Genomic DNA, 23492 nt, shown 5'->3' with positions numbered 1-23492 from the left:
GGCAAACAAATTCAATAAACTGAATTTGAAAATGTGAGGGCCAAGCCATGACAGATAAAACCCCAAAAGGACCATCGCGCCGTGCCTTTCTGGCGGGGGCGGCTGCCGCAGGAACATTGGCGGCCCCTGCGCGGGCCGGCGATGATCCGGCAATCAGCGTCCAACCTTGGATGCAAGAGCTGGGCGATGGTGTTGACGTTGCGCCCTACGGTGTTCCGTCGTCGTTTGAGGCTGATGTCAAACGCCGCAACGTGGAATGGCTGACGGCCGATCCGGTCAGCTCGATCAACTTTACGCCGATCCACGATCTTGACGGGATCATCACTCCCAATGGTCTGTGCTTTGAACGTCATCACGCCGGGGTGGCGCGGGTCGATCCCGCACAGCACCGGTTGATGATTCACGGTCTTGTGGACCGTCCGCTGGTTCTGACGATGCAAGACCTGATGCGTTTTCCGCGCGAAAATCACGTCTACTTTTTGGAATGTGCCGCCAACTCTGGCATGGAGTGGCGCGGTGCGCAGCTGAACGGGTGCCAGTTTACCCACGGCATGATTCACAACGTGATGTACACCGGTGTCCCACTTAAACTGATACTTGAAGAAGCGGGCATAAACCCCTCTGGTAAATGGCTTTTAGCCGAAGGTGCCGATGCCGCCGCGATGACGCGCTCCATCCCGATGGAAAAGGCGCTAGACGATTGTCTGGTGGCGTTCAAGATGAATGGCGAGGCGCTGCGCCCCGAGCAAGGCTATCCGCTGCGGCTGGTCGTGCCAGGCTGGGAAGGCAACATGTGGATTAAATGGTTGCGCCGCCTTGAAGTGGGCGATCAACCTTGGCACCACCGCGAGGAAACCAGCAAATACACCGATCTTTTGGCCGATGGCACCGCGCGGCGGTTTACCTGGGAAATGGACGCAAAATCGGTCATCACCAATCCAAGTCCGCAGGCCCCCATCACCCATGGGGCGGGGCCAACCGTGCTGACCGGGCTGGCGTGGTCGGGCCGTGGCACCATTCCGCGCGTCGATGTGACGCTGGACGGTGGCGTGAACTGGCACGCGGCGCGGATGGATGGGCCAAGCCTGCCGAAATCGCTGCACCGCTTTTATTTCGAATTTGACTGGGATGGCGCGCCGTTGCTGCTGCAAAGCCGCGCGCATGACAGCACCGGCTATGTCCAACCGACAAAAGATGCCCTGCGCGCGGTGCGGGGCGTCAATTCAATCTACCACAACAATGGCATCCAGACATGGGCGGTTGACGCGCAGGGAAAGGCGGAAAATGTTGAAATTTCCTAAACTTGCACTGATGGCGGCCTGTCTCGCTGCACCAGCGGGCGCCGATCCTTTAGGTCTTGGCCGGGCGGCAACGCCGGGCGAAATCGCCGCATGGGATATCGACGTACGCCCCGATGGACTGGGCCTGCCCGAGGGGCGCGGTGACGTCGCAACGGGGGACAAGATATTCACCGCGAAATGTTCATCGTGCCACGGCGTATTTGGCGAAGGCACGGGCCGCTGGCCGGTGCTTACCGGCGGGCAGGGCAGCCTGAGCAATGCCCGCCCGGTAAAAACCATCGGCAGTTACTGGCCTTATCTTTCAACAGTTTACGACTATGTTAATCGCGCCATGCCCTTTGGCGACGCGCAGTCTCTTGAGCCGGATGAGGTTTATGCAATTACCGCCTATCTGCTCTATCTGAATGACGAAGTAGACGACGATTTCGTGCTCTCCTCCGAGAACTTTGCCGAAACCGCGTTGCCGAACGAAGACGCGTTTATCCCCGATAACAGGGCGGAGGTGGAGCTGCCACAGTTCACCCAAGAGCCCTGCATGAGCGACTGCAAGAACGGCGTCGAAATCACCATGCGTGCCGCCGTTCTGGACGTCACGCCAGAAGAAACAGCAGCCAAGGCAGTGGCCGCATCTGAAACAAACACCACGGCCGAGGTGGACGCCGCAGCGACGGATGATGCGCCTGTTGCCGTGGCCGAGGCACCAGCGGCTGACAGCGTAGATCCGGCGCTGGTGGCGGCGGGCGAAAAGGTGTTTCGCAAGTGCAAATCCTGTCATCAGATCGGTTCAGGCGCGAAAAATCGCGTAGGTCCTGTGCTGACGGGCATTGTCGACGCCCCGGCGGCGGCGGTCGCGGATTTCCGCTATTCCAAGGCGCTGCAAGGTGCCGCTGACGATGGATTGGTCTGGAACACCGAGGAATTGTCAGCATTTTTGGCAAAGCCAAAATCATATCTCAAGGGCACAAAAATGTCTTTTCCCGGTTTGAAAGATGAAAGCGATATCAATGCCTTGATCGCCTATTTGCGCAGCGCTGCCGACTGATTGCCGCTCAACAGCCCACTTGCGTCTCGGCCCCCCCTTGAACCCCCATACCGTGGCGACTAATCTCTGGGTAAGAGTTTTGTGGGTATGGTCCCGCGAACAGGTACTCAAGGCAGGCAGCAATGAACGATCCTATCGACACCTATATGAATACCCTTGTTCCGATGGTGGTCGAACAGACCAGCCGGGGTGAACGGGCCTACGACATTTTTTCGCGCCTGCTGAAGGAACGGATCGTTTTCGTAAACGGCCCGATTCACAGTGGGATGAGCCATCTGATCGTCGCGCAGCTGCTGCATCTTGAGGCCGAAAACCCCTCCAAGGAAATCAGCATGTACATCAATTCGCCCGGTGGCGAAGTGACGGCAGGCCTGTCGATCTATGACACGATGCAATACATCAAGCCCAAGGTTTCGACCCTGGTCTGCGGCATGGCGGCGTCCATGGGGTCTGTCATCGCCATTGGCGGTGAAAAGGGCATGCGTTTTGCACTGCCCAACGCCGAAGTGATGATCCACCAGCCTTCCGGCGGCTCTCAGGGCAAGGCCGAAGATATCCTGATCTCGGCGCGCCACATCGAACGCACCCGCGAGCGGATGTATCAGCTTTACGTCAAACACTCCGGTCAGCCGCTCAAGACCGTCCAAAAGGCGCTGGACCGCGATCTTTGGATGACGCCTGAGGAAGCAAAGGAATGGGGCCATATCGACGAAATCGTCGAAAGCCGCAGCAAGGACGACGATGCCAAAGCCGACGGCAAGGGCAAGAAAGACAAGTAAATTGTGATCCCGGCGCGCGCGATTTTGCGATTGTAGCGCCGGGGCCGCTGGCCTAAGCTTGGGGCCAATTTTATCGTTCCGATCCGGGGACGTGACACACACGACAGACCTGAAAGGGTTGAGATGGCGAATAATTCCGGCAACGACAGCAAAAATACGCTTTACTGCAGCTTTTGCGGCAAGAGCCAGCACGAGGTGCGCAAGCTGATTGCGGGGCCGACCGTGTTCATCTGCGATGAATGTGTTGAACTGTGCATGGACATCATCCGCGAGGAAACAAAGGCCAGCGGGCTGAAGGCGACAGACGGCGTGCCCACGCCCAAGGATATCTGCGACGTATTGGACGATTACGTGATCGGACAAGCGATGGCGAAACGTGTGCTGTCTGTTGCGGTACACAACCACTACAAGCGCCTGAATCACGCCCAGAAGGGCGGCGATATCGAACTGGCCAAATCCAACATTCTGCTGATTGGCCCGACCGGCTGTGGCAAGACGTTGCTGGCGCAGACACTGGCGCGGATTCTGGATGTGCCGTTTACCATGGCCGATGCCACCACCTTGACCGAGGCCGGTTATGTGGGTGAGGACGTGGAAAACATCATCCTCAAACTGCTGCAAAGCTCTGAATACAATGTTGAGCGGGCACAGCGCGGCATTGTCTACATTGATGAAGTCGACAAGATCACCCGCAAGTCCGAAAATCCTTCGATCACCCGTGACGTATCGGGTGAGGGCGTGCAGCAGGCGCTGCTCAAGCTGATGGAAGGTACCGTGGCATCGGTGCCGCCACAGGGCGGGCGCAAGCATCCTCAGCAGGAGTTCCTGCAAGTGGATACCACGAATATCCTGTTCATCTGCGGTGGCGCCTTTGCCGGGCTTGACCGGATCATCGCAGCACGTGGTAAAGGCTCTGCCATGGGCTTTGGTGCCGATGTGCGTGACAAGGACGCCCGCGGTATCGGCGAGATTTTCACCGATCTGGAACCGGAAGACCTGTTGAAGTTCGGGTTGATCCCTGAATTTGTCGGTCGTCTGCCGGTTTTGGCGACGCTTGAAGATCTGGACGAGGACGCGCTGGTCACGATTCTGACCCAGCCGAAGAACGCGTTGGTCAAGCAATACCAGCGCCTGTTCGAGATTGAAGACACTGTGCTGACCTTTACCGAAGATGCGCTGGCAGCGATTGCCAAACGCGCCATCGAACGTAAGACTGGTGCGCGTGGGTTGCGGTCGATCCTTGAAGACATCTTGTTGAATACGATGTTTGAACTGCCGGGGCTGGATACGGTGACCGAGGTTGTGGTGAATGAAGAGGCGGTGATGTCTGACGCCGCGCCTTTGATGATCCATGCCGACACCGACAAAAAAGAACCCGCCAGCGCGGGCTGACATCCAATGTGCGATGCGAAATGATATCAGGCGGGCCAGCGCGGCCCGCCTTTTTTATGCCCAGCGAAAGGGATCAACGTGATCAAACGCATACATTCCGGCGGCCCGTTTGAAGAAAAGGTCGGCTATTGCCGTGCCGTCGTGGCGGGGGGATTTGTTCATGTGGCGGGGTGCTGCGCCCATGCCGACGACATGCCCTGTGACACGGTAGGGCAATGTGCATCGGCCCTTGGTGTGATCAGGAGGGCGCTCGCTGAAGCGGGGACAGACATGGCCCATGTGGTGCGCGTGGTCTATTACATGGCCGATATTCGCGAATTCGAGGCGTGTTGGCCCAATTTGCGCGAAACATTCGGCGAAAACCCACCCGCCGCAACCGTGATCGAGGCAAAGCTGATCGACCCGGCCGACCGGATCGAGATTGAGGTGACGGCAGTCTTGCCTGTTGGTTAGGCTAGGCCGACTTAGTTCTCTACAACCTCAAACCCGTCGCCCAGCCGCGCGCGCACTTCGGCGTCATCAAGCGATGACCAGATGCGTTTGTTTTTGGCGATGAACCCGGCATCGGCCAGATCGTTTTGCAGCGCGGGCATGTCCAACTCGCCCATCCAAAGGCGTGATTTGGCATCGCCCAAGGGCTTCCACGACCGGGTCAGCCGGCACAGGGTCACAGGTTCGATGCCAGCAAAGGCGCGCAGGTGATCTTCTAATCCTCGCGTGGCCGATGAGGGACGGCGCACCACGATCGCGACCTTTTGTTTGGCATCGGCCACCATGGCCAGCAAATGCAGCGATGATCCTTCTGCGGCGATGATCTGCCGTGCTGCCTTGTAGGTGGCAATCTGGCTGCGCAAGTCATGTTTTTCGGGGTGAAATACGGTATAGCCCGCGTTGGCCAATTCCTGTTCTAGCGCGTCTTCGCCAATCAGGTTTCCCCGTCCGGCGGGCAGTTTGCTGCGGCTGATGTACAGCTTTTTAGGCCCGTCCGCCTTTACGTCCTTGGCGAAACGGGTGGCTATGGCAGCGCGGAAATCTGCGGTACCTTTTGCCATGGGGCCCAACCCGAACCCTTGCCCCGGCACCAGCAAGCGATCCACCCGGCAGGGCGCATCAAGGCAGACAACGGGTGCATCAGTTCCCAACAAGGCGACGAAGTCCCGTTGGAAGTCAAAAACGTCGCTGCCATTGCGCGGACGTTTCGGGACAAACAGAATGCCGTCTATGTTCTCTTTGATCTGATCCAGCGCCCAAAGGCGCGAACTGCTTTCGACCAGGAAATGGCCAAAGTGCATCCAAAGCACGCCACCCCACAGCCACGTACCTTCGCGGCGCGGGATGTCGCCCTGGGGCATATCCGGCGCGGTGGTCAGCGCGCGGCCATTGCGCCACAACGCTCCCTGCGCAAAGTGGCTGCCGTCCGCCTGCAACACACCCGCCGCCTGCACCAGCTTTGATCCCGCAGGCGGCACCACCACCGCGTCGTGCAGCGGGGTGATCCGTGTCGACCAGCCATCAACGGGTTTGGGCGCATGTTGGTCTGCGTCAAACGTACAGGTCCAGACGACGCGGGTGCTGTGGGCCTGTACCTTGCTAAAGCCCGCACGTTGCAGAATGGATTTGCACTCTCGCATCCCCTCTCTGCCATAGGCATCGGGGTGAAATTCCATCACCACGGCGCGCAGACCGTCAAGATTGGCGTGCCGCAGAAACTCCAGTTCACCGCCTTCGATGTCCATCAACAGCACGTCGGGTTTAAAGGCCTTGCGAATGTCCTCATAGCGCGCCGTCGGCACATCAACTTGCGTGGTGTTGCGTGTATCGCTGTCAATCAGCGACGACCCCAGAAAGGAACCGCGCACATGAAACGGCATGGTTTTCGGCACGGTAGGGGCGCTGATAACCACCTGATTTCGAACGGAGATGATATCGCTCAGCCCGTTCAAATCATAAAGCGCCTGAATGTGCGGGATCAGGGCAGGGTTGGCTTCGAACGACAAAACCGCAGCAGGGGCCGTGTTCTTCGCGGTGATTGCACCCACCAGCCCCATGCCCGCGCCCATCTCCAGCACGTTGTCGCCGGGTTGCACCACGGCCAGTGCGCCGGCAATTTCCTGCCCTTCATAGCGCGCCGCGTTGATCCGTTCGATCCGCGTGGGCGTCACGAGCGGCGAATGTGGCACCTTCACGCCGTGGCACTCTGCCACCACCATGGGGGTCGTCTGCGCGTGTGTCATCCTGCCTCTCCGTTTTGCGCGAGAGTATCGGCGCCGCTTGCCTGCGCCAAGCCTGTTTGCACCCCGACCTGCCGGACGAGGTCTTTGCTGCAACACCCGCGGCATAGGCTGGACGCCACGACCGCCATGGTGCATATATCGGTCAACAAGAACGGAGACCTTTATGGGCATTCTCAACACACTTCTGCGCAGCCTTACGTGGTGGAACGGTCAAACGCTGAACACGCAGCTTTTCACTTGGCGCAAGGGCAGCAAGGTGGGCGAGGACGCGCAGGGTAATATCTATTACCGCAATGTCGATGACAGCAAACGCTGGGTCATTTTCAACGGTGAAATGGAGGCAAGCCGCGTCAGCCCAGACTGGCATGGCTGGCTGCACCACACTTGGGATGAACCACCGACAGACAAACCACTGGTGCACAAGCCATGGGAGAAGGCGCATATTGAAAACCTGACAGGGACTGCGCTTGCCTATGCGCCTGCCGGGTCGATCCGCCGTGAAAACCCTGCCGATCGCAGCGACTACGAGGCTTGGTCGCCTGAGTGATCATGGGCCGTTGGCCTGATGTAACACGCGAGGGCCGCGGGTCTTTGCCAAGGGTGATACGATGAAAAAACTTTTGATTGCCGCGCTGCTGATGGCCGCGCCGCTACAGGCCCAAGAGGTCGCCAGTGGCCCCGGTGGTGTGTTGCGTGCGTTGGATAAGACGTCTGGCAACACGATCGACATCGACATCATTAAGGGGCAGTCCGTCAGCCTTGGCAATCTGTCGATTGTCATGATTGATTGCCGCTATCCGGTGGCCGATCCTGCGGCAAATGCCTATGCGGCGCTCGAAGTGTCAGAAGTCGGCAGCGCGGGCACGATATTTTCCGGCTGGATGATCGGCTCTGCCCCTGCGCTGAATGGGCTTGAGCATCAGCGCTATGATTTGTGGGTCATGCGCTGCACCACATCGTAAAGCGATGTTTGGGGTGGGCCGGTGAAATCACCATGCCCCGCCTTGGCCACATCCAACTGAGCATGATAGGCGGCGCGGGTGATCTCTTGCGCACCAAGTGATGCCAGATGATCTGTCAGAAACTGCGTGTCGAACAGGGTAAAGCCACCGCGCCGCAGTCGATCGACCAGCACTGCCAGCGCCATTTTCGACGCATCGGTGCGGCGCGAAAACATGCTCTCGCCAAAAAAGGCGGCGCCCAGCGTGACGCCGTAAACACCGCCCACCAGCACGCCCTGTTCCCATATTTCAATGGAATGCGCTTGCCCGCGATCGTGCAGGGCGCTGTAAAGGCTGGTGATTTCCGCGTTGATCCAAGTATCAGCGCGGTCGGCACATGCGGCGACAACCCCGCCGAAATCCTGGTTGATAGACGGCTCTAGCGGGCTGCGCCGCATGGCGCGCGCCAGGGACCGCGAGATGTGAAACCCATCAAGCGGCAAAACCCCTCGGCGGCGCGGATCGACCCAGAAGATGTCCGGGTCGTCGCGGTGTTCGGCCATCGGGAAAATTCCGATGGAATAGCCATGCAGCAGGATTTCCGGCGTTAAATCCGACATGCCGGACGGTCAGGAATTGCCAAGGTTGGTTTCCAGCCAATGCTCCAGCCAGTGGATGTTGTAGCCACCGGATTGCACATCGGCCTCGGCCAGCAGCGCATGGAACAGCGGCACGGTGGTGTCCACCCCATCCACGATCAATTCGCCCAAGGCCCGGCCCAGACGCGCCAGCGCTTCGGGGCGGTCACGCCCATGCACAATCAGTTTCCCGATCAGGCTGTCGTAATAGGGCGGGATCGAATAGCCATCGTATAGCGCGCTGTCCATCCGCACACCCAAGCCGCCGGGCGCGTGATACTGCGTGATCCGCCCCGGACAGGGCGAGAAATTCGGCAGTTTTTCCGCGTTGATCCGCACCTCGATGGCATGGCCGTTGATCTTCAGGTCATCCTGTTCCCATGACATATCCATGCCCGATGCGACACGGATCTGTTCGCGCACCAGATCCACACCAAAGATAGCTTCGGTCACCGGGTGTTCCACTTGCAGACGGGTGTTCATCTCGATGAAATAAAACTCGCCGTTTTCATACAGGAACTCGATCGTACCCGCACCGATGTAGTTGATGTTGGCCACGGCGTCGGCACAGACCTTGCCGATGCGCGCGCGTTCTTCAGGGGTGATCGCGGGGCCGGGGGCCTCCTCGAACACCTTTTGGTGGCGTCGCTGTAGCGAACAATCGCGTTCACCCAGATGCACGGCGCGGCCTTTACCATCGCCAAACACCTGAATTTCGATGTGGCGTGGCGTGGTCAGATATTTCTCGATGTAAACTTCGTCATTGCCAAAGTTTGATTTGCCTTCGGCCCGCGCGGTCTGGAACGCACGTTCCATGTCCTTGGCGGTTTGGGCCACTTTCATGCCCTTGCCGCCACCACCTGCCGTGGCTTTGATGATCACCGGATAGCCAACTTCCTCGCCGATGCGCTTGGCATCTTCGAGCGTGGCAACACCGCCTTCACTGCCGGGCACACAAGGCACGCCAAGTGCCTTCATTGTGTCCTTGGCGGTGATCTTGTCACCCATGATGCGGATGTGTTCAGCGGTGGGGCCGATGAAGGTCAGACCGTGGTCTTCGACGATTTGTACAAAACCCGCGTTTTCGGACAGAAAGCCATAGCCGGGGTGGATCGCCTCGGCGCCGGTGATTTCGCATGCGGCGATGATCGCGGGGATCGACAGATAGGACTGCTGGCTTGACGGTGGTCCGATGCAGACAGATTCGTCTGCCATACGCACATGCATCGCGTCACTGTCGGCGGTGGAATGCACCGCGACCGATTGGATGCCCATTTCGCGGGCCGCGCGGATGACGCGCAGGGCAATCTCTCCACGGTTGGCAATCAGGATTTTCTTGAACATGTTTCGATCCTTATTCCAGGATCACAAGCGGCGCACCGAATTCTACCGCGTCGCCGTCACCCACCAGAATGCGCTTGATCGTACCGGCCCGCGGGGCGGGGATGTGGTTCATTGTCTTCATCGCTTCGACGATCAGCAACGTGTCGCCCTCGGCAACAGAAGCGCCGACCGAAATGAACGCAGGTGCACCTGGTTCGGCCTGCATATAGACAGTGCCGACCATCGGCGATGCAACGGCACCGGGGTGATCGGCTGGGTCTGCGTCACTTGGCGCAGGGGCTGATGCGGCAGCGGCGGCAGGTGCTGCTGCGGTCATCGGGGCCGCTTGCTGATACTGCTGTTGGGGCGCCATGATCTGTTGCGGCGGTTTGCGGCTGACCCGCACATTCAGGCTGTCGTCTTCGGCATAGTCGCGTTTGACCTGCAATTCCGTCAGATCGTTTTCATTCAGCAATTCGGCCAGCGCCTTGATAAAGGCGACATCTGCATCATGGGTGTTTTTTGTCATTGTGTCCTCGAAGATTTCGATAGGCTGGCAGCGTTATCGCTGCGCGTATGATTGTTCCCGCTTATAGGCCATGGGCCCGAGCATGGAAAGCCACCTGTTGTGTTGCGCCGCGCCGCTTGGCATGTTTTCAAAAACCAGGGGGATGCAGATGAATTTGGCACATTGGCTGGCGCGTCGTGCGGCATTGGATACAGGCCGCCCGGCGTTGTTTGAAGGCCGTGAGGCGGTTGCGGATTATGGCGATTTTGATGCGCGCGCGCGGGCGGTTGCGGGTTGGCTGCACGCGCGGGGCGTAATGCCCGGCGACCGGGTTGCGATATTCATGAAGAACGTGCCGGAGTATCTGATTGTCTTTTACGGCATCTGGTATGCGGGTGCAGCCGTGGTGCCGATCAATGCCAAACTTCACGGTCGCGAAGCGGCGTTCATCTTGGTTGATTCCGGGACGGACCACGTTTTTGCCACGCAAGACCTGGCAGAGGCGCTGACTGAGGCAGGGGTGACGTGTCAGATAACTGTGGCGCCGGGGCAGGCGTTCGACGCGGTTCTGGCGGGGCCGCCGGTGACGCAGATCGCCCACCGGGGGCCGGACGATCTGGCGTGGTTGTTTTATACATCCGGCACCACCGGCAAACCGAAGGGCGTGATGATGACCCATGGTATGCTTATGGCGATGGCGCTGTGTTACGAGGCGGATGCAGATCAGGTACATGCGTCGGACGCCGCGCTCTATGCCGCACCACTCAGCCATGGGGCGGGTATCTATAACCTGATGCATGTACGCGTTGGTGCGCGACATGTGTTTCCGCCCTCGGGTGGGTTTGATGAGGCCGAAATCTTTGACCTCGCCGCCTATTTTGGCGACGTGCATATGTTTGCCGCCCCCACGATGGTCAAACGCCTGACCGAAAGCGCCCGCGCGGCGGACCTGCGCGGCACCGGATTGCGGACCGTGGTCTATGCCGGTGGCCCTATGTACACTGCGGATATCATCGCAGCGGTTGACCATTTTGGCCCGATCTTCGTCCAGATTTACGGGCAGGGCGAATGCCCGATGGGTATTACCGTGCTGCCGCGGGGCGATGTGGCGGACCGCGACCACCCGCGTTGGCGTGCGCGGCTGGCCTCGGTCGGCCATGCGCAATCGGCGGTCGAGGTGCGGATCGGCGACGCCAGCGGTGCGCCACTGCCGCCGGGCGAACACGGCGAAATCATGGTGCGCGGGCAGACGGTGATGCCCGGCTACTGGAACAACCCTGACGCCACAGCCAAGACACTGAAAGACGGCTGGCTGTTGACCGGCGACATGGGGTTTCTCGACGCGGACGGCTATGTCACGATGCAGGACCGCAGCAAGGATCTGATCATCACCGGCGGGTCCAACGTCTATCCGCGCGAGGTAGAAGAGGTGCTGTTGCAACACCCCGGCGTGCGCGAGGTGTCGGTGGTGGGCAGGCCGCACCCGGAATGGGGTGAGGATGTGGTCGCCTTCGTCGTGGGGGAGGCGTCTGATGCCGAGTTGGACGCGCTTTGTCTGGAGAACATCGCCCGTTTCAAGCGGCCCAAGACCTACCTGCGGATCGGGGAGTTGCCAAAGAACAACTACGGAAAGGTGTTGAAGACGGAACTGCGAGGGATGCTGAAGGAGGGGCGGTAGGTGCTGGCTAGAGTTCCGATATGCGGACAATGCTGCCGTTCTAACAGCGCGCGTCAAATCGGTTTCGTCGATACGATCGGTCAGAATCTCGACGGGTAGAAGTGCATCATGTTTTGAACGTCCAATTCGTGCTGGAATGCTTCCGGATGTGCCTCCATCATCTCAAGAATAAACGCGCGTCGCATCCGGTTTTCTGCTTGGGCACTGGCCGTGTTCACAGGTTTCTTCCTTGTGATTGACGCAATGGATTTTAGAAACCTGAACGGTTTCCAGCTTGCGGGCGCTTGGGATGCAACGGAATTCATCTGGCAATCCTCTCGGGTTCAATTCTATGAATGATATTACCCGTCCTCATGCGGTTCTGGTATCGAGTCAGATTTCGTGCTGTTATTCAAAAATGAAGAGCGAATTCAGGAACTGGTCAGACGTTCGAGTGTTTCTTGCGGTTGTTCGGGCGGGCTCGACCTTAGCGGCATCCCGCATGCTGGGCATGTCTCAACCCACTGTCGCGCGGCGCATCGAAGCACTGGAGGCCGCGACGGGTCTTGTCTTGTTCGAGCGCGACACAAGAGGCTTCACGCCAACGAATGCAGCGCGCAGCCTGCTTCATTTGGCAGAAGATATGGAAGAAGCCGCTGACAAGTTTGCGAAAAAGTCACAGGAATTTAAGGAACCAAGCACGATCCGCATCACATCGCCGGGTTTCTTCTCGAATGCTGTGATGGATATATTCAGCGACTTTTCTGCTGCGAACCCAGATATTGCTTTTGACTTCATTGCCAGTGTGAAGATCTTGGACCTTTCAGAAGGCGAGGCGGACATCGCAATAAGGGTCACAGCGAACGAACCGGATGAACGCCTCATCTGCCGTACCATCCGCACTGCGAAATGGGCGCTGTTTGGAAGTCAAAGATATGCTGACAAGTTCGGCTTGCCGAAATCCCCTGACGATCTGCGGGGTCACCGTTTCGTAACTTTTGAGCATGCTGACGTGCCCGATTATCTTCATGGTTGGTTGTCAGAACGCGTATCACCGGACCAGATCATCATGTCATTTAGAGACGTAGATCTGATGCAGGCAGCGATCAGAGCTGGCCATGGTTTGGGCCTCGTCAACCTGAGACAGGCTCAGTTTGATACTGCTCTCGTCCGTTGCTTTGGCGACATCGACGAGCTGTCACGATCGCACCTGATGCTGATCGCACCAGACGCGTATAGGCGCCCAGAGATCAAGGCATTCACCAAGTTCTTTGCGCCCCGCTACGCCGCAACCTTCAAGTAAGCAGATCGGCAGTACCGCTTTGGGCTCCAAGCTGCGCTTCGTGCGATACCGCTCAGATCGCCAGATACTCCGCCCGCAGTTCGGCGTTGTCCAACACCTCTGCGGCGGTCCCGTCGAATACGATGCCACCGGTATCAAGGATCACGGCGCGGTCGGCCAGTTTCAGCGCGCGCACGGCGTTTTGCTCTACCAGAATCGTGGTAATGCCCTGCGATTTGATCAGCGCCAGTGTCTTTTCAATCTCATCCACAATGACCGGGGCCAGCCCTTCGTAGGGTTCATCCAGCAGCAACACCTTGATGTCCCGCGCCAGCGCGCGGGCGATGGCCAGCATTTGCTGTTCGCCGCCCGACAATGTGGTGCCTTCCTGATTTTTGCGCTCGCCCAGCCGTGGAAACAGGTCGTAAAGCCGGTCCAGTGACCAGCCGATCGGTGGGGCAATCTGCGCCAGCTTCAGGTTTTCCTCGACGGTTAGCCCGGCAATGATCCGGCGGTCCTCTGGCACCAGAGCAAGGCCCGCAGCCGCCGCCTGATGGCTGGCCATCCGGTGCAGCGGTTGATGATCCAGCCAGATTTCGCCTTTGCGCAATTCGGGGTCAGCCACACGCGCAATTGTCCGCAAGGTCGATGTCTTTCCGGCCCCGTTTCGCCCGAGCAGCGCGAGGATTTCACCCTCATGTACGTTAAAGCTGACGCCCTGCACGATATAACTTTCGCCGTAGTAGGCATGCACATCATGGACCGACAGAAAGGCGGGCGCGGTGGCGGCGTGGTTGGCGTTTTTGTTCAGCGTCTGAGTGGTCATCATTTATTCCTCGCGGCGGGCAGGTGGCCTGCGGATTTGCAGGGGCAGGGGGCGGCCCCGGTTCATGCGGCGTCTTGGCTTTCGCCCAGATAGGCTTCGCGGACCTTGGGATGGCCCTTGATCTTGTCCGGCGTGTCCTCGACCAGCGGGGTGCCCTGGGCCAGCACGGTGATGCGTTCGGCCAATGAAAATACAACATGCATGTCGTGTTCGATGATGGCGATGGTGATGTCACGCTCATCCTTGATCTGTTTCAGAAGGTCGATGGTGTTGTTGGTGTCAGCGCGTGCCATGCCCGCCGTGGGTTCATCCAGCAGCAGCAGCCGGGGGTCTTGTGCCAGACACATCGCAATCTCCAACCGCCGTTTGTCACCGCGCGACAGGGCTGCGGCGTGCATGTGGCGCTTGTCGATCATCTTCATGTCGTGCAGCATCTCCTCGGCCTTGTCGATGACATCCTGCTGGCTGATCACCCGCGACCAGGCGCTCAGCTCGAACGCGCCGTCACGTTTGGCAAAACAGGGGATCAGCATGTTTTCCATCACCGTCAGATCACCAAAGATTTCGGGTGTCTGAAAAACGCGGCTGATGCCCATCTGGTTGATTTCATATGGTTTTCGGCCCAGCACAGATTGTCCGTCAAACATGACCGACCCCGTATCCGGGATCAGCTTGCCGACCAGACAGTTCAGCAGCGTCGATTTCCCCGCCCCATTGGGGCCGATGATCGCATGTACCGTGTTTTCGGCAACCTGTAGGTTCACATCGTTCAGCGCCTGCAACCCGCCAAAGCGTTTGCCGACATTTTTGACTTCGAGAATGGCCATGATGTACGTCCTTATTCGGCAGGTGTGTTATGGGTTTCGGCAGATTTTTCCGATGCCGACTGTGCAGGCTTGCGGCGGAACAGCCGGGCAATACGCTGCCCGCCTTCGACCAGACCACCGGGCAGGAAAATGACCACCAGCATGAACATCAGGCCCAGCGTCAGGTGCCAGCCCTTGCCGACAAACGGATGCACGATCGTGACCATGAAATTTTCCATGCCATCGGGCATGAAGGAAAACCAGCTGTGCAGCACATTGTCGTTGATCTTGGCAAAGATGTTTTCGAAATATTTGATGAACCCCGCGCCCAGAACCGGCCCGATCAAGGTGCCCGCACCGCCCAGAATGGTCATCAGTACCACCTCGCCAGAGGCGGTCCATTGCATCCGTTCCGCGCCTGCCAGCGGGTCCATCGCGGCCAGCAGGCCACCGGCCAGCCCGGCGTACATGCCCGAGATGACAAAGGCCGCCAGCGTGTAGGGCCGCGTGTTCAAGCCGGTGTAATTCATCCGCTGCTGGTTCGATTTCACCGCCCGCAGCATCATGCCAAAGGGCGATCGAAAGATGCGTATCGCGATGTAGAAGGCCAGCACCAGAAACGCCGCCGAAAAGTAGTAGCCGACGGAAAAAGTGAACGACCACGGCCCGAAGAACAGCGTTGTCGAGTCGTTCATCGCCGCACCAAACAGGTTGGGAAAGTTGGGCGCGCTGGCCGATTGCAGGTACTGCGGATCAGAGGTGTAAATCTGCAACCCCGTCTCGCCGTTGGTGATTGGCGTTAGCACCGAATAGGCCAGGTTGAACGACATCTGTGCAAAGGCCAGCGTCAGGATGGAAAAGTAGATGCCCGACCGCCGCAGACTGATAAACCCGATGAGCGCCGAAAACAGCCCCGCCATGATCACGCTGAGGATCAGCGCGGGCACCACGTTATAGCTCAGAAGTTTGAACATCCACACGGCAGAGTAGGAACCGACCCCCAGAAATGCGGCATGGCCAAAGGACAGGTATCCAGTCAGACCAAACAGGATGTTGAACCCGATGGCAAAAATGCCAAAGATCACAAAGCGTTGCATCAGGTCCGGATAGCCCGCGTTAAACTGCGCCATCGCAGAATTCGCCGGAAACGGGTTCAGGATAAAAGGGGCGAACAGCGTCAGCATGATCACCACGATCAGCAGCAGGGTGTCGCGTTTTTCTAGTCCAAGCATGTCTTATTCCTCCATCACGCCGCGGCGGCCCAGCAGCCCGCGCGGGCGGGTCAGCAGCACGACAATGGCAACGACGTAAATGATGATCTGGTCGATACCGTAGATGATGTCTTTTATTTCGTTCATCGAAGCGAGGCTTTCGAGGATACCAAGCAGGTACCCGGCCAGCACCGCACCGGGGAGTGACCCCATGCCCCCGACCACGACGACCACGAAACTCAGCACCAGAAAGTCCATGCCCATGTGGTAATTGGGCGAATTGATTGGCGCGTACATCACACCTGCCAGACCTGCCACGGCAGCGGCAATGCCGAACATGATGGTAAAGCGTTTGTCGATGTCGATGCCCAGCAGGCCCACGGTCTCGCGGTCCGCCATACCGGCGCGCACCACCATGCCAAAGGTCGTGAATTGCAGAAAGGCAAAGACGGCGCCGATGATGATGGTCGAAAAGCCGAAATAAACCAGTCGCCAGTACGGATAGGCAAGCGACGTATCAAGCCCCAGCAGCGGCGCGAAATCAAAGCTGCCTTTGAACACTTCGGGCGCGGGGGTGGGGATCGGGTTGGCCCCGTAGAAGTATTTGATCACTTCCTGCAACACGATGGCCAGGCCAAAGGTCACGAGAATCTGGTCTGCGTGGGGGCGTTTGTAGAAATGCTTGATCAGCCCGCGTTCCATCACAAAACCGATCAGCAGCATCACGGGTATGGCAAACAGGATCGCCAGCGGCACAGACCAATCGATGATCGCGTTGCCGATCTCAGGGCCAAACCAGTTCTCGACATAGGGTGTCTTGACCTTCAGCGGGTTGCCCAGAAAATCCTTCTGCGTGTCGCTAAGCGTCTCAACACTGAGCGATAGCAGCCGTTGCAGGGTGACAGAGCAGAACGCCCCAATCATGAACAGCGCCCCATGGGCGAAATTGACCACACCAAGGGTGCCGAAAATCAGCGTCAGACCCAGCGCGATCAGCGCATAGGCCGATCCCTTGTCGAGGCCGTTGAGAATTTGAAGAAGGATTGCGTCCATGGACCCCACCGTTAAGGAAAGTGTTCACGCAGCCAGTAATCCGCGCGTGCTTGTGGGTCGGGCGCGCGGCAGGTTAATGCCACCGCGCACCCGTTGTTTACCTGTGATCAGGCGCCGGGATTGCATTCACCCAGCTCGCCGCCGGCAAACATCGGATGATCCGGTGCGTACTCCACCTGCGCCCGTGGCGTTTGCTCGACGATCTCAAGCGTGTCATATTCGTTGGTCGGGTTTTCCGACCCCTTCATGACCAACACGTCCTTGAAACACTGGTGATCTTCGGCACGGTACAGCGTGGGACCGTTGCCCATACCGTCAAACTCGAACCCTTCCAGTGCCTCGCCGACACCGCAGGGGTTGAACGTACCCGCACGTTCGCAGGCATCCGCATAGAGCAGGGTCTGCACATAACAGGTGTGCGCGGAGTTGGACGGCGGACGACCGTATTTTTCACCAAAGGATTTAGTAAACGCCTTGGAGCCCTCATCCTGAAGCTGCCAGTTCCAGTTCATCGACCCGATAACGCCCTGCACGTTGGCACCGGCACCCGCCGCCATCAGCTCGGAGTAAAGCGGCACAACGATCTCGAACTTCTTGCCGTTTACTTCCTTGTCGAGCAGGCCAAACTGCACCGCGTTGGTCAGCGAGTTGACCATGTTCCCGCCGTAGTGGTTCAGCACCAGCACATCAGCACCCGAGTTCAGCACCGGCGCGATGTAAGAACTGAAATCTGTCGACGCCAGCGGCGTCAGCACGTTGTTGACAGTTTCCCAGCCCATCGCTTCGGTCGCCGCAGCAATAGATTCCTGCTGCGTCCAACCCCAAGTGTAATCCGCCGTCAGGTGATAGGCGCGGCGATCGGCGCCATAGGCGTTCTTGAGCACGGGTGCCAGGGCCGCCGCTGACATATAGGCATTAAAGAAGTGGCGGAAACCATTGGCTTTTTTGTCTTTGCCGGTGGTGTCGTTGGAATGGGTCAGACCGGCCATAAAGATGATACCCTCATCCTGGCACAGGCCCTGAACCGCCACGGCGACACCCGAGGACGATCCGCCGTTGATCATGATGGCGCCGTCTTTTTCGATCATCGACTTCGCTGACGCCCGTGCGGCGTCTGATTTCGTCTGGGTGTCGCCCGTCACAAAAGTGACCTTTTTGCCCAGAATACCGTTCCCTTTCAGCGCTTTGGAGCTGAAGGTGTTCATCATGCCGCCATCGCCCTCACCGTTAAGGTGCGCAACTGCCAGTTCCTGCGCGCGCAGCTCGTCGAGACCTTCATCAGCGTAGGGGCCAGTTTGGGGCACGTTAAAGCCGAGCGTGACCGTGGCACCCGTCGGGGCGTTGCGATAGCCTGCATGCGCATCGGCGCGCAGATACGTCGGCAGCGCCAGACCAGCCCCGGCGATAGCGCCGGTTTGGATCAGCCCACGACGTGTCAGTTTTGTAAATGACATGAATTCCTCCCAATTTTTGAAATTGTACAGCGGGCTTCTCCTCCCCGGCTGGACAACGCACAATTGTGCAAATTAGTTATCGCGCGGTAACTGAAAACCAAGCAATAAGTCCCTTGTTAAAAACGATTAATTTGTAAATATCTTCGCAAATTAGTTAGCTGGATTGTAAAGAACATGATATTGCAGCGCAGAAACGCGTTGAAAATACACGACAAACCCAAAGGAGTTGCCGATGGCACGTGAGGCATTGACAGGCAGTCGCATCCGCGAGCGGCGGGTGATGGCAGGGCTAAAGCAGGCCGATCTGGCGCAGCAAATCGGCATATCGGCCAGTTACCTTAATCTGATCGAGCATAACCGCCGCAGAATCGGCGGCAAACTGCTGCTTAATATCGCCGCCGCCCTCGGGGTCGAACCTCAGGCCCTTACCGAAGGCGCCGAAGCGGCGCTGATCGCGTCACTTCGCGAGGCCGCCGTTCACGCGGGTCTTGCGGGGCCGGAGGCGGACCGCGCCGACGAATTTGCCGGTCGCTTTCCGGGATGGGCCGACGTTCTGGCAGGCACCCAGCGCCGCATCGCCATGTTGGAGCAAACGGTCGAGGCGCTGACCGATCGGCTGGCGCATGATCCGCATCTCGCGGCCTCGATGCATGAACTGCTCAGCACCGCCGCTGCCATCCGCTCCACCGCTGCGATTCTCGCGGAAACCGAAACGCTACAACCCGAATGGCGCGACCGGTTCCACGCCAATATCCATCAGGACAGTCGCCGCTTGTCCGACAGTGCGCAGGCCCTGGTGGCCTATCTCGACGCGGACGCGGAAACCCCACAGGCCGTCAGCTCGCCACAAGACGAGGTCGAAGCCTTTTTGACCGAGCACGACTATCATTTTGAGACCTTTGAGCGCAAAGCCGACACGGCGACAGAGATCGCGGCCCTGGTGGCCGGGGCGGAGACGCTAAAATCCCCCTCGGCGCGCCACATCGCCACCGGGGTGCTGCAACAGATGGCACGCGACGCGGCCATGCTGCCGCTGGTGCGGCTGGCAAAGGCGATCGAGGGCGAAGGTGTTGACCCCGCCCGGCTGGCACGGGTTCTTGAGCAACCGATGGGCCGCGTGCTGCGGCGGTTGGCGGCGATGCCTGACCTCGGGGCGGGGCTGGTCGTTTGCGACCGGTCGGGCACTGTCACCTTTCGCAAATCCGTCGACGGTTTTACGGTGCCGCGCTTTGGCGCCTGTTGCCCGCTGTGGCCGCTGTTTGCCGTGCTGGGCCAGCCCGGTCTTGTCGTGGCACAGCGTCTGGGGCAACTGGGGCGGGGGCAGGCGCAGTTTGACAGTTTCGCCATCTGCGAGGTTCAAGCGGCACCTGCCTATAACACCCCACCGCTCAGCCAGGCCGTGATGCTGTTGCTGCCCGCCCCTGCCGGGCAGGGACCGGCGGAGCCTGTCGGCTCGACCTGCCGCATTTGCCCGCAGACCAACTGCCGGGCGCGGCGCGAACCCTCCATCGTCAGCGAAGGAATCTGAGCCTTTTGACAGACGCCCCAATCCGATGCATCCTGCACGGCGGTACGTACGACCCTGCACCAAGACAGGGCGGTGCGCACCCTGAGGGGGAGGACGATTGCCGATGGGCAAACATGTTGTGCTGGTCGAGGATGAGGTGAACATCGCCGAGGCCATACGGTTTCTATTGTCACAAGAAGGCTGGCGGGTGGAAACACTGGCCAATGGCGCCACCGCGGTCGAGCTGATCCGCAAGGCAGCACCCGATCTGGTGATGCTAGACGTGATGCTGCCCGGACGCAGTGGGTTTGAGATACTGCATGATCTGCGCGCCGATCCGGCGCTGGCCAATCTGCCGATTCTGATGCTGACCGCGCGCGGCCAAAGCCGTGACCGGGTGATGGCCGAACAGGCCGGCGTCAGCCGCTTTATGACCAAACCGTTCTCCAATGCCGATATGCTGGATGCGGTGCGCGATCTGACTTCAGGTTGAGGCGGGGCAATGGCGCAATCCCCCATCTTTCTTGAGCGCCGCAGCTACCGATTGCGCCGGATGATGGATGCGGTACGCCTGCTGCCGCTGTTGGGGCTGCTGTTGTGGATGGTACCGTTGCTGTGGCCCGTGCCGCCCGACGGTGCCGATGCGCTGACATCTGACCGCGTCACCACAGGCGTCGCGCTGCGCTATCTATTTGGTGTCTGGGCTGCCTTGATCATCGCCACATGGGCGCTTTGGCGGCGCACCCTCGATCCGGTCGACGGCGCCGCCCCCCGCACAAAGCCCGATCCGTAATGGTGTCGCTGAACCAGCTCGTCATCGTCTGCCTGTTGTATGTGGCGGGGCTGTTTATCGTGGCCTTTGCCGCCGAACGCGCGGCATTGCGGGGGCGGGGCGGCTGGTTGCTGCGCTCGCCGCTGGTCTATACGCTGTCGCTGTCGATCTATTGTACCGCTTGGACGTTTTACGGCGCGGTTGGATATGCTGCGCGCTCGGGGCTGGAATATGTCACGATCTACCTCGGTCCCTCATTGGTAATGATCGGCTGGTGGTGGATATTGCGGAGGCTGGTGCGGATCGGGCGCAGCCACCGCGTGACCTCGATTGCCGATCTGATTTCATCGCGTTACGGCAAATCCAACACGCTGGCGATCGTCGTCACGGTCATGGCAGTGATAGGTGTGACACCCTATATTGCCCTGCAATTGCAATCTGTTATCCTGTCACTGTCGATTTTTGCCGCCCCCAATGTGCCACTGGTCGAGGCCGGCAGCGACGTCATCAATCGCGGGCAGGCGGCGCTGTGGGTCGCGGCCGGGCTGGCGCTTTTTACCGTTCTGTTCGGCACCCGTAACCTGAACGTCAATGAACGCCACCACGGCGTCGTCATCGCCATCGCTGTCGAAGCCGTGGTCAAGCTGCTGGCGCTGCTGGCGGTGGGGATTTTCGTCGTCTGGGGGCTGGCTGGCGGGCTTGAGCAGACCTTTGCGCGCATTGACGCGTCGGACATCGGGCAATGGGAGGTCCAAGGCAGCCGCTGGGCGGCGCTGACGATGCTGTCGGCGGCCGCATTTTTGTGCCTGCCGCGCATGTTTCAGGTGCTGGTTGTCGAAAACGATGACGAACGACACCTGCAAATCGCCAGTTGGGCCTTTCCGCTGTACCTGATGTTGATGAGCCTGTTTGTCGTGCCGATCGCGGTCGTGGGCCTAGACCTGATGCCCGAAGGGTCCAACCCGGATCTCTTCGTGCTCAGCCTGCCGCTGAGCCAAGGCTACAACGGTCTGGCGATGCTGTCCTTTCTCGGCGGTTTTTCCTCGGCGACCTCGATGGTGATCGTGGCAACGCTGGCGCTGTCGACCATGGTCAGCAACCATATCGTCATGCCGATATGGCTGACGCTGCGCCGCGATGGGGCCACACAATCGGGTGACGTGCGCAGTGTCGTGATCCTCGCGCGGCGCCTGTCGATCCTGTTTATCATCGCGTTGGGATACCTCTATTACCGCGCCTCCGGCGGCAGCGGCGCATTGGCGGCCATCGGCACGATTTCATTTGGCGGCGTGGCCCAATTTCTGCCCGCCCTGCTGGGCGGGATTTTCTGGCGCGGCGCCACGCGGATGGGGGCGCTCTGCGGGCTGGGGGTCGGCTTTGCCCTTTGGGTGTTCACGATGCTGCTGCCCAGCTTTGGCGCGGGCGCCGTCCTGACGCCTGCCACCTTGCAGACGGGGCTTTTTGGCCTGTTCTGGCTCAGGCCCGAGGCCCTGTTTGGCGTCACCGGAATGGACCCGACGGTGCACGCCGTTGTCTGGAGCCTGTCGCTCAACTCCTTGATATTTATTGGTGTCTCGCTCTTTACCTTTCCCGCGCCGCTGGAACGCTTGCAGGGCGCGCAGTTTGTGAATGTCTTTGATCATTCCAGCCCCGCACGGGGGTGGACGGCCTCTGTCGCGGGCAGTGAGGACCTGATGATCATGGCGCAGCGCATTCTGGGCGCGGCCGAGGCACAGTCGTTTTTTGCCACCGCCGCGCGCGCACAGGGACACGGCAGGCGATTGCCGGAACCAACCCCGCAGTTTGTGCAGGCATTGGAACGTGAACTGGCCGCCTCGGTCGGGGCGGCGACCGCCCATGCGATGGTGGCGCAGATCGTCGGGGGGGCTTCTGTGTCGGTCCACGACCTGCTGGCGGTTGCCGACGAATCCGCACAGATGCTGGAATACTCCAGTCAGCTCGAAACCAAATCGCGCGAACTGACAGAAACCGCAGCGCAACTGCGCGATGCAAATGAAAAGCTGACGCAACTGTCGTTGCAAAAAGACAGTTTTCTCAGCCAGATCAGCCATGAATTGCGCACGCCGATGACCTCGATCCGATCTTTTTCGGAAATTCTGCGCGACGCCAAGGGCCTGCTGGCGTCGGATAAAACCCGTTATGCCTCGATCATCCATACCGAAACCATTCGCCTGACGCGGTTGCTGGACGATTTGCTGGATCTGTCTGTGCTGGAAAACGGTCAGGTCACGCTGAACCTGCGGCGGGGAAATCTGGGTTTGGTGCTGGATCAGGCGGTGACCACGGCGCAGGCGGGCGCGGCCAAGCCGCTGTCGGTTGCTCGTGACCCGGCCGCTGACGATGTGATCCTGACCACCGATCTGGACAGGTTGGCACAGGTTTTCATCAATCTGGTCGCCAATGCCCGAAAATACTGTGCCGCAGATGACCCCAGACTGACGATCACTGTCCAACGCACAACCGACGCGGTGCAGATTGATTTTGTCGATAACGGTGTCGGGATATCGACCGACGCGCAGGCGCTAATTTTTGAAAAATTCTCTCGTATCAGCGGGGTAGAGGGTGAAGGCGCGGGTCTTGGCCTTGCCATCTGCCGCGAAATCATGACGCGCCTGGGTGGTGACATTACCTACCGGCCCGATCTGGATGGCACCGGTTTCCGTCTGCGGTTGCCCTTGGCGCCGCCAGTGCCACTTGATCGCCTATCATAAATGCGATGGTAACCAATTCCCGGTTAAGCATCGT

The 23492-nt window shown here is 59.3% G+C and carries 22 protein-coding genes; 13 read left to right on the top strand and 9 right to left on the bottom strand.

Annotated elements, in window-relative coordinates; translation table 11 throughout:
* The first annotated feature begins 47 nt into the window (after positions 1-47).
* From soxC to AC1965_RS10460, 5 genes are all read left to right on the top strand, one after another.
* Positions 48-1301, top strand: coding sequence for a sulfite dehydrogenase (gene soxC / locus AC1965_RS10480; RefSeq protein ID WP_483883817.1), 1254 nt, complete (start codon positions 48-50; stop codon positions 1299-1301).
* On the top strand, positions 1285-2343 hold the full coding sequence (locus AC1965_RS10475; protein ID WP_483883816.1) for a c-type cytochrome: 1059 nt from the start codon (positions 1285-1287) through the stop codon (positions 2341-2343). The genes soxC and AC1965_RS10475 overlap by 17 nt, the downstream gene beginning before the upstream one ends.
* Before the next feature lie 122 nt (positions 2344-2465).
* Positions 2466-3122: an ATP-dependent Clp protease proteolytic subunit gene (locus tag AC1965_RS10470; protein WP_483883815.1), complete on the top strand. Its 657-nt coding sequence runs from the start codon at positions 2466-2468 to the stop codon at positions 3120-3122.
* Positions 3123-3245: 123 nt separating this feature from the next.
* On the top strand, positions 3246-4514 hold the full coding sequence (gene clpX, locus AC1965_RS10465) for an ATP-dependent Clp protease ATP-binding subunit ClpX (RefSeq protein ID WP_483883814.1): 1269 nt from the start codon (positions 3246-3248) through the stop codon (positions 4512-4514).
* 78 nt (positions 4515-4592) lie between these two features.
* On the top strand, positions 4593-4967 hold the full coding sequence (locus tag AC1965_RS10460) for a Rid family hydrolase (protein ID WP_483883813.1): 375 nt from the start codon (positions 4593-4595) through the stop codon (positions 4965-4967).
* Positions 4968-4978: 11 nt separating this feature from the next.
* On the opposite strand, the gene AC1965_RS10455 is transcribed toward AC1965_RS10460, so the two are convergent.
* A complete protein-coding gene (locus tag AC1965_RS10455; RefSeq protein WP_483883812.1) occupies positions 4979-6748 on the bottom strand; it encodes an FkbM family methyltransferase in 1770 nt (589 codons plus the stop codon).
* Positions 6749-6911: 163 nt separating this feature from the next.
* Here AC1965_RS10455 and AC1965_RS10450 point away from each other — a divergent pair, with 163 nt between their 5' ends.
* Together AC1965_RS10450 and AC1965_RS10445 are read left to right on the top strand one after the other, a co-directional pair.
* Positions 6912-7295, top strand: coding sequence for an NADH:ubiquinone oxidoreductase subunit NDUFA12 (locus AC1965_RS10450; protein WP_483883811.1), 384 nt, complete (start codon positions 6912-6914; stop codon positions 7293-7295).
* Between the two features lie 61 nt (positions 7296-7356).
* Positions 7357-7710, top strand: coding sequence for a DUF2155 domain-containing protein (locus AC1965_RS10445; RefSeq protein WP_483883810.1), 354 nt, complete (start codon positions 7357-7359; stop codon positions 7708-7710).
* Here the strand turns inward: AC1965_RS10445 and aat are convergent.
* From aat to accB, 3 genes are read right to left on the bottom strand one after another with little or no spacing between them, the layout of a single operon-like run.
* Entirely contained in the window at positions 7674-8309 is a 636-nt protein-coding gene (gene aat / locus AC1965_RS10440; RefSeq protein WP_483883809.1) for a leucyl/phenylalanyl-tRNA--protein transferase, read from the bottom strand. The two genes, AC1965_RS10445 and aat, sit on opposite strands and share 37 nt — an antisense overlap.
* A gap of 9 nt (positions 8310-8318) precedes the next feature.
* Complete coding sequence (gene accC / locus AC1965_RS10435; RefSeq protein ID WP_483883808.1) at positions 8319-9671, bottom strand: acetyl-CoA carboxylase biotin carboxylase subunit; 1353 nt, start codon at positions 9669-9671, stop codon at positions 8319-8321.
* Between the two features lie 10 nt (positions 9672-9681).
* Positions 9682-10179, bottom strand: coding sequence for an acetyl-CoA carboxylase biotin carboxyl carrier protein (accB, locus tag AC1965_RS10430; RefSeq protein ID WP_483883807.1), 498 nt, complete (start codon positions 10177-10179; stop codon positions 9682-9684).
* 148 nt (positions 10180-10327) lie between these two features.
* On the opposite strand from accB, the gene AC1965_RS10425 reads away from it, so the two are divergent.
* Entirely contained in the window at positions 10328-11836 is a 1509-nt protein-coding gene (locus tag AC1965_RS10425) for an AMP-binding protein (RefSeq protein ID WP_483883806.1), read from the top strand.
* Positions 11837-12167: 331 nt separating this feature from the next.
* A complete protein-coding gene (locus AC1965_RS10420; RefSeq protein ID WP_483883805.1) occupies positions 12168-13118 on the top strand; it encodes a LysR family transcriptional regulator in 951 nt (316 codons plus the stop codon).
* 52 nt (positions 13119-13170) lie between these two features.
* Here AC1965_RS10420 and AC1965_RS10415 read toward each other — a convergent pair whose 3' ends face one another.
* From AC1965_RS10415 to AC1965_RS10395, 5 genes are all read right to left on the bottom strand, one after another.
* Positions 13171-13923 carry an ABC transporter ATP-binding protein gene (locus AC1965_RS10415; protein ID WP_483887027.1) on the bottom strand — a complete coding sequence of 251 codons (753 nt, stop codon included), beginning with the start codon at positions 13921-13923 and terminating at the stop codon, positions 13171-13173.
* Between the two features lie 62 nt (positions 13924-13985).
* The gene (locus AC1965_RS10410) at positions 13986-14750 is read right to left on the bottom strand and encodes an ABC transporter ATP-binding protein (RefSeq protein ID WP_483883804.1); all 765 of its coding nucleotides are present in this window, start codon (positions 14748-14750) and stop codon (positions 13986-13988) included.
* 11 nt (positions 14751-14761) lie between these two features.
* Positions 14762-15961, bottom strand: a complete 1200-nt coding sequence (locus AC1965_RS10405) for a branched-chain amino acid ABC transporter permease (protein ID WP_483883803.1) — start codon at positions 15959-15961, stop codon at positions 14762-14764.
* Between the two features lie 3 nt (positions 15962-15964).
* Positions 15965-16993: a branched-chain amino acid ABC transporter permease gene (locus AC1965_RS10400; protein WP_483883802.1), complete on the bottom strand. Its 1029-nt coding sequence runs from the start codon at positions 16991-16993 to the stop codon at positions 15965-15967.
* Between the two features lie 107 nt (positions 16994-17100).
* Positions 17101-18447 (bottom strand): substrate-binding protein, encoded by a 1347-nt coding sequence (locus AC1965_RS10395; RefSeq protein WP_483883801.1) that lies wholly within the window; start codon positions 18445-18447, stop codon positions 17101-17103.
* Positions 18448-18679: 232 nt separating this feature from the next.
* Between AC1965_RS10395 and AC1965_RS10390 the strand changes: the two genes are divergently transcribed.
* The 4 genes from AC1965_RS10390 to AC1965_RS10375 all read left to right on the top strand — a co-directional run bounded on the left by AC1965_RS10390 (position 18680) and on the right by AC1965_RS10375 (position 23458).
* Positions 18680-19975, top strand: coding sequence for a helix-turn-helix domain-containing protein (locus AC1965_RS10390; protein WP_483883800.1), 1296 nt, complete (start codon positions 18680-18682; stop codon positions 19973-19975).
* Between the two features lie 103 nt (positions 19976-20078).
* On the top strand, positions 20079-20447 hold the full coding sequence (locus AC1965_RS10385) for a response regulator transcription factor (RefSeq protein ID WP_483883799.1): 369 nt from the start codon (positions 20079-20081) through the stop codon (positions 20445-20447).
* Positions 20448-20456: 9 nt separating this feature from the next.
* Positions 20457-20747: a hypothetical protein gene (locus tag AC1965_RS10380; protein ID WP_483883798.1), complete on the top strand. Its 291-nt coding sequence runs from the start codon at positions 20457-20459 to the stop codon at positions 20745-20747.
* Positions 20747-23458 carry an ATP-binding protein gene (locus AC1965_RS10375; RefSeq protein ID WP_483883797.1) on the top strand — a complete coding sequence of 904 codons (2712 nt, stop codon included), beginning with the start codon at positions 20747-20749 and terminating at the stop codon, positions 23456-23458. The genes AC1965_RS10380 and AC1965_RS10375 overlap by 1 nt, the downstream gene beginning before the upstream one ends.
* The last annotated feature ends 34 nt before the right edge of the window (positions 23459-23492 follow it).

This window comes from Sulfitobacter sp. KMM 9851 (genome assembly GCF_057178245.1).
The sequence above is the reverse complement of the archived record's forward strand: the minus strand, read 5'-3'. Positions and strand labels throughout refer to the sequence as shown.